16 protein-coding genes are annotated in these 14516 nt (G+C 68.3%); 11 read left to right on the plus strand and 5 right to left on the minus strand.

What is annotated here, in order from left to right; all coding sequences use genetic code 11:
* Positions 1 to 136 precede the first annotated feature (136 nt).
* From Aple_RS26250 to Aple_RS26275, 5 genes are all read left to right on the plus strand, one after another.
* The gene (locus Aple_RS26250) at positions 137 to 997 is read left to right on the plus strand and encodes a zinc metalloprotease (RefSeq protein WP_246264781.1); all 861 of its coding nucleotides are present in this window, start codon (positions 137 to 139) and stop codon (positions 995 to 997) included.
* A gap of 42 nt (positions 998 to 1039) precedes the next feature.
* Positions 1040 to 1705, plus strand: coding sequence for a hypothetical protein (locus Aple_RS26255; protein WP_155347370.1), 666 nt, complete (start codon positions 1040 to 1042; stop codon positions 1703 to 1705).
* 161 nt (positions 1706 to 1866) lie between these two features.
* The gene (locus Aple_RS26260) at positions 1867 to 3615 is read left to right on the plus strand and encodes a DEAD/DEAH box helicase (protein WP_155347371.1); all 1749 of its coding nucleotides are present in this window, start codon (positions 1867 to 1869) and stop codon (positions 3613 to 3615) included.
* A 1224-nt stretch (positions 3616 to 4839) separates the two neighbouring features.
* Entirely contained in the window at positions 4840 to 5139 is a 300-nt protein-coding gene (locus tag Aple_RS52190; protein WP_170321663.1) for a PASTA domain-containing protein, read from the plus strand.
* Positions 5140 to 5186: 47 nt separating this feature from the next.
* Complete coding sequence (locus tag Aple_RS26275) at positions 5187 to 5789, plus strand: PASTA domain-containing protein (protein WP_246264783.1); 603 nt, start codon at positions 5187 to 5189, stop codon at positions 5787 to 5789.
* Between the two features lie 71 nt (positions 5790 to 5860).
* On the opposite strand, the gene Aple_RS26280 is transcribed toward Aple_RS26275, so the two are convergent.
* Both Aple_RS26280 and Aple_RS26285 read right to left on the minus strand, forming a co-directional pair.
* The gene (locus Aple_RS26280; RefSeq protein WP_155347374.1) at positions 5861 to 6433 is read right to left on the minus strand and encodes an isochorismatase family protein; all 573 of its coding nucleotides are present in this window, start codon (positions 6431 to 6433) and stop codon (positions 5861 to 5863) included.
* 49 nt (positions 6434 to 6482) lie between these two features.
* Positions 6483 to 7781, minus strand: a complete 1299-nt coding sequence (locus tag Aple_RS26285; RefSeq protein ID WP_373869631.1) for a nicotinate phosphoribosyltransferase — start codon at positions 7779 to 7781, stop codon at positions 6483 to 6485.
* Positions 7782 to 7838: 57 nt separating this feature from the next.
* On the opposite strand from Aple_RS26285, the gene clpS reads away from it, so the two are divergent.
* The 5 genes from clpS (at position 7839) to Aple_RS26310 (ending at position 10412) form a co-directional block, all read left to right on the plus strand.
* The gene (gene clpS, locus Aple_RS26290) at positions 7839 to 8108 is read left to right on the plus strand and encodes an ATP-dependent Clp protease adapter ClpS (protein ID WP_373869632.1); all 270 of its coding nucleotides are present in this window, start codon (positions 7839 to 7841) and stop codon (positions 8106 to 8108) included.
* Entirely contained in the window at positions 8108 to 8629 is a 522-nt protein-coding gene (locus tag Aple_RS26295) for a DUF2017 domain-containing protein (RefSeq protein WP_155347376.1), read from the plus strand. Before clpS ends, Aple_RS26295 begins: the two co-directional genes overlap by 1 nt.
* Before the next feature lie 10 nt (positions 8630 to 8639).
* Positions 8640 to 9041: a M67 family metallopeptidase gene (locus Aple_RS26300; protein ID WP_155347377.1), complete on the plus strand. Its 402-nt coding sequence runs from the start codon at positions 8640 to 8642 to the stop codon at positions 9039 to 9041.
* A gap of 144 nt (positions 9042 to 9185) precedes the next feature.
* On the plus strand, positions 9186 to 9458 hold the full coding sequence (locus tag Aple_RS26305) for a MoaD/ThiS family protein (RefSeq protein ID WP_155347378.1): 273 nt from the start codon (positions 9186 to 9188) through the stop codon (positions 9456 to 9458).
* Positions 9459 to 9464: 6 nt separating this feature from the next.
* Positions 9465 to 10412: a PLP-dependent cysteine synthase family protein gene (locus Aple_RS26310; RefSeq protein ID WP_155347379.1), complete on the plus strand. Its 948-nt coding sequence runs from the start codon at positions 9465 to 9467 to the stop codon at positions 10410 to 10412.
* Positions 10413 to 10479: 67 nt separating this feature from the next.
* Here Aple_RS26310 and Aple_RS26315 read toward each other — a convergent pair whose 3' ends face one another.
* The 3 genes from Aple_RS26315 to Aple_RS26325 all read right to left on the minus strand — a co-directional run bounded on the left by Aple_RS26315 (position 10480) and on the right by Aple_RS26325 (position 14041).
* Positions 10480 to 11436 carry an RNA-guided endonuclease InsQ/TnpB family protein gene (locus tag Aple_RS26315; protein WP_170321664.1) on the minus strand — a complete coding sequence of 319 codons (957 nt, stop codon included), beginning with the start codon at positions 11434 to 11436 and terminating at the stop codon, positions 10480 to 10482.
* A gap of 363 nt (positions 11437 to 11799) precedes the next feature.
* Positions 11800 to 13620: a DUF3352 domain-containing protein gene (locus Aple_RS26320; protein WP_155347381.1), complete on the minus strand. Its 1821-nt coding sequence runs from the start codon at positions 13618 to 13620 to the stop codon at positions 11800 to 11802.
* Between the two features lie 85 nt (positions 13621 to 13705).
* Positions 13706 to 14041, minus strand: coding sequence for a hypothetical protein (locus Aple_RS26325; protein WP_155347382.1), 336 nt, complete (start codon positions 14039 to 14041; stop codon positions 13706 to 13708).
* Positions 14042 to 14169: 128 nt separating this feature from the next.
* Between Aple_RS26325 and Aple_RS26330 the strand changes: the two genes are divergently transcribed.
* Positions 14170 to 14516 (plus strand): acyl-CoA thioesterase domain-containing protein (locus Aple_RS26330; protein WP_174889880.1); only part of this gene is annotated, 347 nt, incomplete at its 3' end.

Below are 14516 nucleotides of genomic sequence, written 5' to 3' on the forward strand. Positions count from 1 at the left end.
GGTTAGCGTGTGGAGGCTGGACTGACCAGCCGTATTAACGAGAAACCCGTCCCTAGACAGCCGCATGGCCGTGGACCAGGCGACTCATCGCTGCGGCTGCCTAGATCACGCTTTCTCATTGATATCGGGGGAACGAATGGCCCGGCGTACACTCGCCGTTTCTTTGGCATGCCTGTTCACGCTGGGTCTGGTTCCCGGGGTCGCCTTCGCCGATCGTGACTGCCGCGCGGGGGCGGCCAGGGGAGGCGATCCGGATCCCGCCGAGATCGCTCGCGTCAACGTGGAGCTGCGGGAACGGCTGGCCTCCCGTACGGTGGCGGCCGAGATCAAGGTGCCGATGTGGGTGCACGTGCTCACCGACGGCCAGCGCGGCGCGCCGGACGCCGCCGTCAAAGGCCAGGTCGCGACCCTCAACTCGGCCTACGGCGGTAAGTTCGGCGGAGCCGACACGGGAATCAGGTTCGTCCTGCTGGGGATCACCAGGACCCGTAACGCGGACTGGTTCCGCGACCCGCTCAGTTACGAGCAGCCCATGAAGACCAAGCTCCGGCGCGGCGGCGCGAACACCCTCAACCTGTTCATCGGCCAGCTCAGCCAGCTGGTGCTGGGTTACTCCACGTATCCGCACTGGTACAAGGACGCCCCCGGGTTCGACGGTGTGGTCATCGACTGGCGCAGCCTGCCCGGCGGTGCGTTGCGCAACTTCAACCGCGGCTTCACCGGGGTCCACGAGATCGGCCACTGGCTCGGCCTGCTGCACCCCTTCGAGAACGGCTGCGAGGCGCCCGGCGACTCGGTGGAGGACACTCCCGCCCAGGCTCACCCCACCGAGGGCTGCCCGACGGCCGTCAAGGACACCTGCCCCGCCGCCCCCGGCGTGGACTCGGTCCACAATTTCATGGACTACTCCTTCGACACCTGCATGTCCGAGTTCACCGCAGGCCAGGCGGAGCGGATGCGGCAAATGTGGACGGCGTACCGCATACCAAAAGCCTGAGCCGGATTGACCGTCGGCGCCCGGACGTGAATTACTCCTCAAATGGACGATGGGAGGGTCTGGCCGCCCACCGATCGGGGCGAGCCCGACCAGGACCTGCCCCCCTCCGCCCGCTGGTACGGCACGCCGACCGCGCCTCCACGCCGGTTGCCGCGCTGGGCGCTCACCCTTCTGCTCGCCGTCCTGGCCCTGCTGACGGCCGGGGTGGTGGTCACCGTGGTCGTCCTGGCGGTCCTGGGTGGCCCGGACGAGCCGCCCGAGACGGTCTCCGTCAGTGACGGCCTCGCCGGGGTCACCTATCCGCTGCCGTCCGGCTGGCGGCAGGGCGTGCTGGCGCCGGTCACCGGCTTCACCTCGGTGGCCACCAAGCAGGACCTGGCCATCGTCATGATCCGCCCCGGCGAGCAGGTCGAGCCCGCTGCGCTGCGCCCGGCCCTGGTGGAGCTCACCGAGCTGTATTCGCGGCTGCTCCTGCACGGGGACAAGGTGGATGTGGTCGAGGACAAGGCGATCACGACGAACGGCCGGAGCGGTCATACCCGGGCTCTGCATGCCGAGTATCGAGATGTCGTGAATCAGCCCGCTTTTCTGAGGGTGACCCTGCTCTCCACGGCGTCCGGAGGGACCGTGGTCGTGCTCGGTATGGCACACCCGGACGACCCGCGTTCGCGCGCCGACCTCGATCTGATCATGGCGGGAGTGCGCTGACTCGGGGACGGGATCCGCGGTGGTCGGCGTGTTTGTCGGTGGGGGCGGCTACTCTGGCCGAGATGTGTCGGGTGGACAACTGAACGGGGAGGCCGGGTGAGCACGCGAATCCACCGCCATGGCGGCGGTCGCTCAGCTGATCAGCGAGAAGCGGTGGGGCGATGAGCGTGTCCGCGGCGTCTCACCTGTCGCCGTCCTATCCGGACCGGGCAGCCTGGGGGACCGCGCCCAAGCTGCGAGCCTGGCAGCAGGACGCGTATGACCTCTATTTTCAGCGGGAGCCGCGTGACTTCCTGACCGTGGCGACGCCCGGGGCCGGGAAGACCACCTACGCGCTGCGCATCGCCAGCGAGCTGCTCAACCGCGGGGTGATCCGGTCGATCACCGTCGTCACGCCCACCGAGCACCTGAAACGGCAGTGGGCCGATGCGGCGGGCCGGGTGGGCATCAGCATCGACCCCGAGTTCAAGAACAGCCAGGGCGCGACCTCGCGCGACTACGTCGGGGTCGCCGTCACCTACGCGCAGGTCGCCATGCATCCGGCGCTGCACCGGGCGCGCACCGAGGCGCGCAAGACGCTGGTCATCTTCGACGAGATCCACCACGCGGGCGACGCCAAGTCCTGGGGTGACGGGGTCCGGGAGGCCTTCGAGCCGGCCACGCGGCGGCTCCAGCTCACCGGCACGCCGTTCCGGTCCGACGACAACCCGATCCCTTTCGTCGGCTACACCGAGGACGGCGACGGCGCCCTGCGCAGCGTCTCCGACTATTCCTACGGCTATGGCCCGGCCCTGGCCGACGGCGTGGTACGGCCGGTCATCTTCCTGGCCTACTCCGGCGAGATGAAATGGCGCACCCGGGCGGGCGACGAGATCACCGCCACCCTCGGCACCCCGCTCACCAAGGATCAGCTCGGCCAGGCCTGGCGCGCGGCCCTCGACCCCAAGGGCGACTGGATCCGCCAGGTCATCACCGCCGCCGACCGCCGCCTCACCGAGGTCCGCCGCGGCATGCCCGACGCGGGCGGCCTGATCATCGCCACCGACCATGAGTCCGCCCGCGCCTACGCCAAGCACCTGCGCTCGGTCACCGGCGAGGGCGCGACGGTCGTGCTCTCCGACGATCCCGGCGCGTCCAAGAAGATCAAGGAGTTCAGCGCCTCCACCCAGCGCTGGCTGGTCGCCGTCCGCATGGTCTCCGAGGGCGTCGACATCCCGCGGCTGGCCGTCGGCATCTACGCCACCAGCATCTCCACCCCGCTCTTCTTCGCCCAGGCCATCGGCCGCTTCGTCCGCATGCGCAAACGCGGCGAAACGGCCTCCGTCTTCGTCCCCTCGGTCCCGTTACTCCTGAGCTTCGCCGCGGAGATGGAAGCCGAGCGCGACCACGTCCTCAACCGCAAACGCGATGAGGACGGGCTGGACGATCTCCTCCTCGAACAGGCGCAGCGCGAGCAGAAGAGCCCCGACGCCCTGGGCGACGAGCTCCCCTTCCAGACCCTGGAAGCCTCCGCCACCTTCGACCGCGTGCTGTTCGACGGCGGCGAGTTCGGCACCGCCGCCGCGGCGGGCTCTCCGGAGGAAGAGGACTTTCTGGGCCTGCCCGGCCTCCTGGAACCCGACCAGGTGGCCTCCCTCCTCCGCAAACGCCAGGCCGACCAGCAGGCCGCCAAACGCCGCCAGCCCAAACCCGAACCAGAACAACTCGCCCCGCACGAGGTCATCCACGAACTCCGCAAGGAACTCAACGGCCTCGTCGGCGCCTGGAACCACCGCACCGGCCAACCCCACGGCGTCATCCACGCCGACCTCCGCCGCTCCTGCGGCGGCCCTCCCATCGCCCAGGCCTCCGCCGACCAGATCCGCGACCGCATCACCATGATCCGCCGCTGGGCCAGCCAGCGAAAGTGACGACCGCTTGATCCCAAGCGGGGGACCCGCCCAGAGCGCCTTTGGGGGAAGGCACCTCGCGGCCAGCACCGCCTCGACTTCGCCGAGCTCGATGCGGCATCCCCGGATCTTTACCTGGTCGTCCACGCGGCCGACGAAGTCCAGCTGCCCGTCAGGCCACGGGATCACCACGTCGCCCGTGCGGTGCATCCGCCCGCCCGGGAGCCCGAACGGCGGTACCGCTTCGTGAGCGGTCTTGACGGGTTCCAGGGGCGCGGCCGGGTCGTGATCAGCGCGTCCACGGGCCTCGAATACGCCTTCGAGTCTGACACCGGAACCATGAGCGGCGTGGGCCGTCCGTCGGTCTTCACCGGAGTCCTGGTCGAAGGGCTGCGGACGGGCGCGGCCGACCTCGACGGCGATGGAACCATCTCGGTGGACGAGCTGTACGACTACCTCTTCGAGAATGTCCGCCGCATCACCCCGCATCAGACCCCGGAGAAGATCAGCACGGTACGCGGCGAGTTGATCATCGCCTGGAATCGGCACGCGGCTCCGAACAGGCGAACGGCCGATCCGTCGGCCGCCGAGGACGAATCCGCAAAGGGCACCCAACCCTTTCCGCAGAATCGCACCTACCTCACAGCGGCGAATCTGACGAATTCCGGCATTACCCCGCCCCCGGGGGCGGTGCGCGAACCGCAACAATATGTGCCCACCCCAAACCCGCCAGCGCCGGTGGACGAACCACAGCGACCTGGAGCCACCCCGCCTCCATCACCGCCGGTGGGTGGGCCCCAGTGGCCTGGAGTTACGCCGCCTCCGTCAGCCCCAGTGGGTGGACCCCAGTGGCCTGGAGTCACCCCGTCTCCGTCAGCGCCGGTGGGTGGGCCGCAGCGGCCTGGAGTTACGCGGCCTCCGTCAGCCCCGGTGGGTGGACCGCAGCGTCAAGAGGCTGCCCCGCCCTGGTCAGAGCCAGTGGGTGGACCGCAGCGTCAAGAGCCCGTGAGGCCCCAGTCAGAACCGGTGGGTGGATCGCAGCGTTCAGCGGCCGCCTCACCCCAGTCGGAGCCGGTGAGTGAACCACAGCGACCCATGGCCGCCCCGCGGTTCCCAGGAGTGACCACCGCGTATGCGCCGGAACAGGCGAGTGGACCTCGGGTGCCCGTCGGCTCTCCTGCGCCGCCCACCGGGAGGATTGCGGGCGGACCCAGGAAGAAGCCGCGCCGCAGGAGGCGGTGGCTGGTGCCCTTCCTGGGCTTCGTCGTCGCGGTCGCCGCTCTCGCCCTTGTCGCGGCCAATCTGATTCCGCCGCAATCCGGGTTGGTGTCGGTGCCGGAGCTCGCCGGAATGTCCGAGCAGGCCGCGCTGGACGAGTTGGACGAGCTGGGTTTGAAGTCGTCGGTGGAGGAGGAGAACAGCACGACCGTCCCGGCGGGCATGGTCATCGATTCGAAGCCTGGCGTCGGCGAGGCAGTCGATCCCGGTGACGAGGTGGAGGTGCTCGTGTCCCGGGGGCCCGTGGCGGCGGTCGTGCCGAGCTGAAGGGCCTCACCAAGCAGGAAGCCATTGACGAACTGGATGAGCTCGGCATCGCGTACACGATGAAGGGGGAGAACAGCGCTTCGGTCGCGGCCGACGTTGTCATCGGCACCAACCCGGCGGCGGGGAAGACCATCCTGTCCGGCGAGTCGCTCACGGTGCGGCTGTCCGAGGGCGCCAAGACGGTCAAGGTGCCCCCGCTGATCGGTCTCACCGAGGCACAGGCCGTCCAGGCGCTGAGCACCGCCGGGTTGACGGCCGACATGCGGCGCGGACAGTCGAACGCCAAGCAGGGACAGGTCTATGACTCCTCGCCGGACGTGGGCACGAGCGTGGCATCGGGATCAACGGTGACCGTCTATCTTCCGGCGGACAAGCCGCAGGTCGAGACGGTCAACCTGCCCAACTTCATTGGCATGGGCAGTACCGACGCGAGGACGGCGTTGCGGAATCTCGGTCTCTACGCGAGATTCGAGGAACGGCCCAGCGAGGTCGCCGGGCAGGGCGTGGTCATCGATCAGAACCCGAGGGAAGGAACCGCAGTCGCGAAGGGACTCACCGTGGTCCTGTTCATCTCCAGCGGCCCTTCGCCCACTGACTTCCCCACTGACTCTGCCACCGATGTTCCCACGGACGATCCCTTCGGTAACTGATCCCGCCGCAGGACCGGCCGGTCAATGGGCGTGACCCGGGCCTGGCGAGGGGTCGCCGCCTCCAGCCGAAGTCACGCACGCAGGACGGGCGCGCCCGTCAAGTGAACGCCGGCGTCGGACATCTGCGCCAGAGCGGCGACGGTCGTCACCTCGGCCACGCCCGCGGTGAGGTCCAGCAGGACGTGGGTCTGGAAGTTGTGGCGGAGGGCGTCCATGGCGGTGGCGCGGATGCAGTGGTCGGTGGCGATGCCGACGATGTCGAGGTGGGTTATCTCGTGGGAGCGGAGCCAGGAGCCGAGGGAGGCGCCGGTGGGGGAGGCGCCTTCGAAGCCGCTGTAGGCGGCGGTGTGGGCGCCTTTGCTGAAGATTTGTTCGACTTTTGTGATGTCGAAGGCGGGATGGAAGTCGGCGCCGGGGGTGCCGGCCACGCAGTGGGCCGGCCAGGTGTTGACGTAGTCGGGGACGGCGGCGAAGTGGGGGCCGGGGTCGATGTGGTAGTCGCGGGTGGCGACGATGTGGTCGTAGGGGTGGGTTCGCAGGTGTTCGGTGATGGCCGCGGCCACATCGGCGCCGCCTGCGACGGGCAGGCTGCCCCCCTCGCAGAAATCGTTCTGCACGTCCACGATGACCAGCGCATTAGGCATGGTTTCAGCCTAGGAGAACGCGGGAAATCGTGGGAGACCGGCGTCGTCCTCATGCGCCGGTCTCCCACGACCAATTAAAGATAGTAGGTATTGCGGGATCCCCGGGCGAGAGGCTGTGCGCGATCGGCGGCAATTCGCTCATCGAGGCCCGTGCCCGGGCGCGTGCCGCGGCGAGGGATTCGCGGCCGATGATCTCGCCGTCGCGGACGAGCGGGGCCAGCAGGGGGCGCCCCACGTCCTCGGCGGGGGCGCGGGTGATGATCTCGGCGGTGGCGGTTCCGTCGCGGAGCGCCCGGTAGGCCCATTTGCGGCCGCCCCGGCTGGGCTTGCCGACGGACTTCTTGGCCACGGGGCTGAGCCTGCCGGCGGCGTCCTCCCGGGTGACGAGCTTGTAGACCAGGTTGGCGGTGGGCGCGCCCGAGCCGGTGACCAGGCAGGTGCCGACCCCGTAGCCGTCCACGGGGGCGACGGCCAGGGCGGCGATGGCGAACTCGTCGAGGTCGCTGGTGACGACGATGCGGGTCTGGCGGGCGCCCAGGTCGTCGAGCAGCCGCCGTACCTCGATGGCCGCGGTCGCCAAGTCGCCGGAGTCGATGCGGACCGCGCCCAGCGCGGGTCCGGCCAGTTCAACCGCGGTCTGTACGGCTTTCGCCACATCGTAGGTGTCCACGAGCAGCGTCGTCCCGGCGCCCAAAGACGCGAGCTGAGCCTGGAAGGCGGCTTCCTCGGAATCATGCAGCAGGGTGAAGGCGTGGGCGGCGGTGCCGGCGGTGGGGATGCCGTACTCCAGACCGGCCATGAGGTTGGAGGTGGAGCCGAATCCGCACAGGTAGGCGGCGCGGGCGGCGGCCACGGCGGAGCGTTCGTGGGTGCGGCGGGTGCCCATTTCGATGATCGGGCGATCGCCCGCCGCGTGCACCATGCGCGCGGCCGCGGAGGCGATCGCGCAGTCGTGGTTGAGGATCGACAAGACGATCGTCTCCAGCAGCACGGCTTCGGCGAACCGCCCCTCGACCACCAGGATCGGCGACCCCGGATAGTACGTCTCACCCTCCCGATAGCCGTATATATCCCCAGAAAACCGGAATCCAGCGAGGAAGTCATGCGTGGGACGGTCGATCACATCGCGGAGAAACTCCAGCTCCTGGTCTCCGAACTGGAAGTTCTGGATTGCGTCAAGGATGCGTTCGGTCCCCGCGACCATCCCGTAACGCCGCCCGGCGGGCAGCCGCCGCGCGAAAACCTCGAAAACCGCGCGTCGGTGGGCCGCTCCGCTGGCCAGCGCGGCTTGCAGCATGGTCAACTCGTAGTGGTCCGTAAGCAACGCGGTGCTCATGGTCATCTTCACGAGTCGAGAGTACGACTGCGGTAGGGCAGGATTGGGGATGTGGGTAGCACCGCTCCTATGGAGGTCGAGCGTCCGGCAATCGACGTGCGGCCCGATCTGCCATGGCTGACCATCGTCTGGAATGACCCGGTCAACCTGATGTCCTACGTGACCTACGTCTTCCAGAGCGTCTTCGGTTTCACCCGGGAGAAGGCCGAGAAGCTCATGCTGGACGTGCACCACAAGGGCCGTGCCGTGGTGTCCAGCGGCACCCGCGAGGAGATGGAACGCGACGTGCAGATCCTCCACTCGTATGGCCTGTGGGCCACCGTCCAGCGGGATTCGTGATGAGCACCGGGTTCAAACCAAGCAAAACCGGCGTCTCCATCCGGCTCGACGCGGCCGAGGCGTCGGTTTTGCGGTCTCTGGTCGGGCTCGTGCTCGGCCTGGTCGAGCCGGGCGCCACCGGCGACGACCCGCTGGAACGCGCGCTCGGCATCGGCGCGGCCGAGGTCCCCACCGATCCGGTCCTCGCCCGGCTGTTCCCCTCGGCGTATGAGGACGACGAGGCGGCGGGGGAGTTCCGCCGCTACACCGAGGCGACGCTGCGGGACGCCAAGCGGGCCGACGCGGTCACCCTGATCGACACCGCCACCGGCGGCAAGGTGGAGCTCACCACCGAGCAGGCGGAAGCCTGGATGCGGGCGCTGAACGACGTCCGCCTCATGCTCGGGGTGCGGCTGGAGGTGACCGAGGAGGTGCACGAGGAGATCGCGGGCATGTCGGAGGAGGATCCCCGCTATCCCGCGTTCGTGACCTACGACTGGCTGACCTACCTCCAGGACACGCTCGTTCGCGCCCTTTGGTAGCTTCTCCAGCATGTTGACGATCTCACGGGAGCTGGTCGACCAGATCGTGGCGCACGCCCGCGAGGACCACCCGGACGAAGCCTGCGGCGTGATCGCCGGGCGGGACGGGGTGCCTGAGCGTTTCGTCCGGATGGAGAACGCGGAACGTTCGCCGACCTTCTACCGGTTCGACTCGATGGAGCAGTTCCGGGTCTGGCGGGACATGGACGATCGGGACGAGGAACCGGTGGTGATCTACCACTCGCACACCGCCACCGAGGCCTACCCGTCGCGCACCGACGTCAGTTACGCCTCCGAGCCCTACGCGCACTACGTGCTTTACTCCACCGAGTTCGACCAGTTCCGGTCTTTCCGGATCGTGGACGGTGTCATCGAGGAGGAGGAAGTCAAGATCCTGGAGTCGAACGGTTAAACTGGGGCCATGTTCTCGGCGGTGCAGAAGTTCCTCTTCGCGCATTCTCGATCGGTCGTCCTCTACGACTGTCGCTGACACAGGAATCCGCGCTCGTGTCCCTGTGTTCCTAAGTACGACAACTGATCAAGGAGATTGACCGAGATGGCCATCGAGGTTCGCATTCCGACCATCCTGCGCACCTACACCGACGGCGCCAAGGCCGTCGACGCCTCCGGCGGCACGCTGGAGGAGCTGATCGGCGACCTGGAATCCCGGCATCCGGGGCTGCGGGCCCGCCTGGTCGACGAGGGCAAGCTGCGCCGCTTCGTCAACGTCTACCTCAACGACGAGGACGTGCGCTTCCTGGGCGGCCTCGGCACCCCGGTGGCCGACGGCGACACGGTGACCGTGCTGCCCGCCGTCGCCGGTGGCTGACCGCAGATGCGCTTCGACTCGCTGATCCATTCGGTCGGCCGTACGCCCCTGGTGGGATTGCCCAGATTGTCGCCTTCGGATGAGGTGCGGATCTGGGCCAAGCTGGAGGATCGTAACCCGACCGGTTCGATCAAGGACCGGCCCGCGCTGTGGATGATCGAGCAGGCGGAGAAGGACGGGCTGCTCAGCCCGGGCTGCACGATCCTGGAGCCGACGTCCGGAAATACCGGGATTTCGCTGGCTATGTCGGCGAGGCTCAAGGGCTACCGGCTGATCTGCGTGATGCCGGAGAACACCTCGGAGGAGCGGCGGCAGCTGCTGCGCATGTGGGGTGCCGAGATCATCTCCTCCCCGGCGGCGGGCGGCTCCAACGAGGCGGTCCGGGTCGCGAAGGGGCTGGCCGCGGAGCATCCCGACTGGATCATGCTGTACCAGTACGGGAATCCGGCCAACTGGCGTTCCCACTACGAGTCCACCGCGCCGGAGATCCTGGAGGATCTGCCCACGGTCACCCATTTCGTGGCCGGGCTCGGCACCACCGGGACGCTGATGGGCGTCGGGCGGTTCCTGCGCGAGCGGGTTCCCGGCGTGCAGATCGTGGCCGCCGAGCCGCGTTACGGCGAGCTGGTGTATGGGCTGCGCAACGTCGACGAAGGGTTCATCCCCGAGCTTTACGACGCTTCCGTGCTGACCACCCGCTTCTCGGTGACGTCGGCGGACGCGCTGGCCCGCACCCGCGATCTGCTGGCCACCGAGGGCATCTTCGCGGGGATCTCCACCGGGTGCGCGCTGCATGCGGCTTTGGGGATGGCACGCAAGGCCGTACAGGCGGGAGAGCGGGCCGACATCGTGTTCATCGTTGCCGACGGCGGGTGGAAATACCTGTCCACGGGCGCGTACGAGGGAACGCTGGGCGAAGCCGAAGACCGGCTGGAAGGACAGCTTTGGGCCTAATTGACATCCTCCCCGGTGTGAACGCCGGGGACTCCCCCACGTCGCCGTGGGGTTCTTACTGCTTCCGCTACGCCGCCTGAGCGTCGTAGGTTGTGGGCGGTGCCAGGGTCGGAATTGCCTCGCCTGGTCTTACCCGCCCTCCACAGTCGTTTCGGGTGTCCGCCAGCCCGGCGGCCACCATGTTCTCCCCGGCCGGGGACGCCTCCTCCGCTTGCCTGCGCAGGCGGATGCCCTCGGCCAGAATGTTGAGGGCGGCCGCTAGGTCGCGGTCGTGGTGCTCCCCACAGGTCGGGCAGTCCCACTCCCGCATCTGTAGCGGGGTCTTCCCGTTCCGCCAGCCGCAGCATGGGCACAACTGCGAGGAGGGAAACCAGCGGCCCACCGTGATGACCGTCCGCCCATAGCGGGCCGCCTTCCCACCCAGCAAGGTACGGAACGCTCCCCAGGACGCGTCGTTCACCGATTTGGCCAGCCGGCCGCGGGCCAGCCCTCGCACCGCCAGATCTTCGATCGCGACCGTTTGGTTCTCGCGGATGATCGATGTGCTGGTCTGGTGCAGGAAATCCCGGCGCGCGTCGGCCACCTTGGTGTGCTGGCGGGCCACCGCGATCCGCGCTTTCTCCTGGTTCTTGCTCCCCTTCTGCTTGCGTGACAGCGCCCGCTGTAGCCGGGCCAGCCGCTTGGCCCGGCGGCGCAGCCACCGCGGATTGGGGATCTTCGTTCCGTCCGACAGGACCGCATAATGGGTCAACCCCAGATCGATCCCGATCTCGGCCTCCGCCTCGGGCAGCACCTGCCCGGCGTCCTCGACCTCGATCACGAACGAGGCGAAATAGCGACCCGCCGCATCCAGAATGACCGTGACCGACGATGGCACCGCCGGAAGCTCCCGCGACCAGCGCACCTCGACCTTCCCGATCTTGGCCAGGTAGAGCGTCCCGTCGCCAGGCAGGCCGAAGGCGGTGCCGGTGAACCGGGCCGACTGCCGCCGGTCCCGGCGGGACTTGAACACCGGCAGGCCCATCCGCGGCCCGCGCCGTTTCCCACTGACCGAATCGATGTCGGTGGGAATGTCACTCGACGAGGATGATGCAGCGGCGAAGACATCATGATCGAGGTGTCCGACAGCTTCGAATCCGACAGCGCCGCCCAACCTGACCGGTCCAGGTTCCGCGCACCGCGCTGTGGGCTGCCTCGCCTGACGGCGGGTCATCCCCTCCCCGGGACCGCATTCATCCCCGCCCTGAAGGATGGGCCTTCTGCGGCTTCTCGGTAAAGTGTCGAACGAAACGCCCGTCTCCAACTCTCAGGGGAGACGGGCGTTTCTTATGATGCCCGGCCGGGCGTCTATGGGTGGGTGTCCCGGCCGGGCACCGAGGGATGGTCGTTAGTTGAACAGGAGGCGGAGGTTGAAGCTGGCTTCGGCGCCGGAGTAGCTGGCGCTCATGCCGACCGCGCGCAGGACCTCCAGGTTGGCGCGGTCCTCGCCCTGGAGCGAGTTCAGGTAGAGCTTCTCGATCTTGTCCAGGTCGGCGTAGAGGGCGAAGTTGGCGTCGGCCGCGTTCGGGATCGCGAGCTGGAAGGTCTCGCTGTCCTTGAGCGAGCCGGTGCCGGCGAGCTTGGCCGCGTACTCCTCGGTGGTGGCGACGACGAGCTTGTCGTCACCGGCCTTCTTGATCAGCTGGAGCGGGGTGCCGGTGTTGGCGAGAGCGAGCTCCACCTTCTCCAGCACCTGCTGGGCCTTCGCCGGGTCGGTGGACAGGACCGTGCCGGCGTTGGGCAGGTTGCCGTCCAGGCCGTTCTCGTCCAGCGCGAGGGTGATGCTCTTGCCGAGGACCACGGCGAGGTCGTCCGGCAGGGTCAGGCCGAACTGCTGCTGGGCCTGCTCCACGAACTGGTTGAACGAGGCGCCCTCGGGGCCCGCGGCGCCCGCCGTCTTCAGGATCTCGCTCCACTGCTGGCTGAGCACGTCGCCCAGACCGGAGATCGAGAACGCGGCGGCGGTGCTGTCCGGCAGTTCGCCGATCCGGGTGGGCTCCAGGTCGCCGGTGATGGTGGTGTCCACGCCGCGGGTGATGCCGGCGATCTCGGCGTAGTCGCCGTCGAAGCGGAGAGCGCCGGCGAACCGGCCGTCCTTGATCTTGTCGACCAGGGCCTGGTCCACGCTGCCGCTGAGCCCCGAGTCCAGGAGGCTCTTGGCGCTGGCCCAGAAGGACATCACGCCGGGCTCGCCCAGGGCCGCCATGTCACCGGCGAAGTCGGCGTTCTCGGCCAGCGTGGGGGCGTCGGCGTACTTGTCGGCCTCGCCCTGGGTCTCCGCGATGATCACGTAGCCGTCGCGGAACACGTAGCCGGTCTTCTGCTCTTCCTTGGCGTCCATCTTGTCGATGAAGGCGCGGGTGGCCTCCTCGTTGCTGGTCTGGATGGCGACCGCGATGCCCACGGCGGCCTGCGGGTCGCCGCCGGTCGCCTTGGCGGGCTGGGAGAGCGCCACGCCGACGCGGCTGCCGAGCCACGGCTCGACGTCCTTGGCGTAGTCGATGTCCTTGAAGTTCGGGCTGCTCTCCCGGAGCGAGTCGAACAGCGCCTTGCGCGGGTCGTCGCCGCTGAAGACGTCCTTGGTGGCGTTGAACTTGCGGGCGATGGTGAACAGCGCCAGCTTCTGGTTGGCGGCGGGGTCGAGGTCAAGGCGGACGTAGGCGAACGCGCTCGCGGGCAGCACCTCGTGCGGCTGGGTGCCGCCGCCGCTCAGCGCGTTCACCAGGTAGAAACCGCCACCGCCGACGACGCCCGCGAGCACCGCCGCGATCAGCGCGATGATCCAGCCGCGGCCGATGCCGCCGCCGCGCTTCGGCTCGGGGCCAAGCTGGACGGGCGGCAGGCCGTAGGCGAGCTCCTCAGGCTGCTGCCACTGCTGGTACTGCTGCGGGCTCGGGGGGTAGTCCATCCGGGTCTGGTCGCCATACGGCTGCTGCTGCTGAGGGTACGGCTGCTGGGGGTACGGCGGCTGCTGGGCCTGGCTGGGGTACTGCACCCGGGTCGGGTGCTCATCCTGTCCTGCCGGTCCGGGGTACGCCATGCGCGTCGGCTGGTCGGCTTCCGGTTGACCGTAGGGCCCGTACGACGGCTGAGGGGTGCGGTAGTGGACGGTCCGATCCGGATCCTGGTTCTCGGGGAACGGGAAACCGGGGGGGTTCTCGGCAGGCATCTTCTCAACTCACATCAGAGGGTTAATCTCGGCGAGCTTGAAAATATGCCACATTGCCTGCGATTCGCTTGCAGTGCGCTTGATGTTAGTCCCGTTTGAGATCTGTGACTGGTCCTTTGAGGTGGATTTCGCCGGTATGGCTGGATTCGATGAGGTCCCAGGGGACTACCTTGCTGTGCGCGTACAGCAGGCGGGTGAAGTTCTGGAGGGTGCCGGTGAGCTTGCCGTTGGCGTCGCGGTAGACGCTCAGCAGGAAGGGCGCGCGGTTGCGTGAGACGAGCAGGCCCGCCGATTCCGGTTCTTCCGGTTTGCGGAACCAGCCTCTGCGTTCGCGGATCATCTTCACGTCGACGACGTGGCCGACCCAGATTCCGCGCGAATCCCATACCGATTGGCCGATCAGGTCCCGGGCACCCAACATAGATCATCCCCCCCAATGGGAGTCTGCCCGTGGATGCCGTGTTTTCCCTGATCAGATGGCTAATGGCCCGGCCAAGAAGGGACATGGCCTAAGGTATCCGCCAGAACAACATTCGGTGAGGGGGGTATATGACGAGGTTTGACGAGGCGACGAAGGCCACGCGTGTCGACGCGACGACCTACGCGGTGTGCCTGGACGACGGCTACTTAATCGGTGGCCCGCTCCACGGCGGCTACTTGATGGCCACCCTGCTCCGCGCGGTCGTGGACGCGTCCCCGCATCCGCACCCGGTCTCCACAAGCGTCCAGTTCCTGCGCTCCGCCCGCCCCGGCCCCGCCCTCGTGCACCTGACCCCGCTCAAATCCGGTCGTACGACCACGGTCACCCAGGCCACCCTCACCCAGAACGGCGCCCCCTACCTGGCCGCCCTGATCACGACCGCCACCCTCGCCCCCGACCCCACCCCCTCCTACAC

The organism is Acrocarpospora pleiomorpha (assembly GCF_009687885.1).
Lineage (GTDB): Bacteria > Actinomycetota > Actinomycetes > Streptosporangiales > Streptosporangiaceae > Acrocarpospora > Acrocarpospora pleiomorpha.

Coding starts and splice junctions, on each gene's coding strand:
- clpS (WP_373869632.1), top strand. CDS start 7,839: ATGGAGGTCGAGCGTCCGGCAATCGACGTGCGGCCCGATCTGCCATGG.
- Aple_RS26310 (WP_155347379.1), top strand. CDS start 9,465: ATGCGCTTCGACTCGCTGATCCATTCGGTCGGCCGTACGCCCCTGGTG.
- Aple_RS26315 (WP_170321664.1), bottom strand. CDS start 11,436: ATGGGCCTGCCGGTGTTCAAGTCCCGCCGGGACCGGCGGCAGTCGGCC.
- Aple_RS26325 (WP_155347382.1), bottom strand. CDS start 14,041: ATGTTGGGTGCCCGGGACCTGATCGGCCAATCGGTATGGGATTCGCGC.
- Aple_RS26255 (WP_155347370.1), top strand. CDS start 1,040: ATGGACGATGGGAGGGTCTGGCCGCCCACCGATCGGGGCGAGCCCGAC.
- Aple_RS26305 (WP_155347378.1), top strand. CDS start 9,186: ATGGCCATCGAGGTTCGCATTCCGACCATCCTGCGCACCTACACCGAC.
- Aple_RS26280 (WP_155347374.1), bottom strand. CDS start 6,433: ATGCCTAATGCGCTGGTCATCGTGGACGTGCAGAACGATTTCTGCGAG.
- Aple_RS26260 (WP_155347371.1), top strand. CDS start 1,867: ATGAGCGTGTCCGCGGCGTCTCACCTGTCGCCGTCCTATCCGGACCGG.
- Aple_RS26295 (WP_155347376.1), top strand. CDS start 8,108: ATGAGCACCGGGTTCAAACCAAGCAAAACCGGCGTCTCCATCCGGCTC.
- Aple_RS26320 (WP_155347381.1), bottom strand. CDS start 13,620: ATGCCTGCCGAGAACCCCCCCGGTTTCCCGTTCCCCGAGAACCAGGAT.
- Aple_RS26250 (WP_246264781.1), top strand. CDS start 137: ATGGCCCGGCGTACACTCGCCGTTTCTTTGGCATGCCTGTTCACGCTG.
- Aple_RS26300 (WP_155347377.1), top strand. CDS start 8,640: ATGTTGACGATCTCACGGGAGCTGGTCGACCAGATCGTGGCGCACGCC.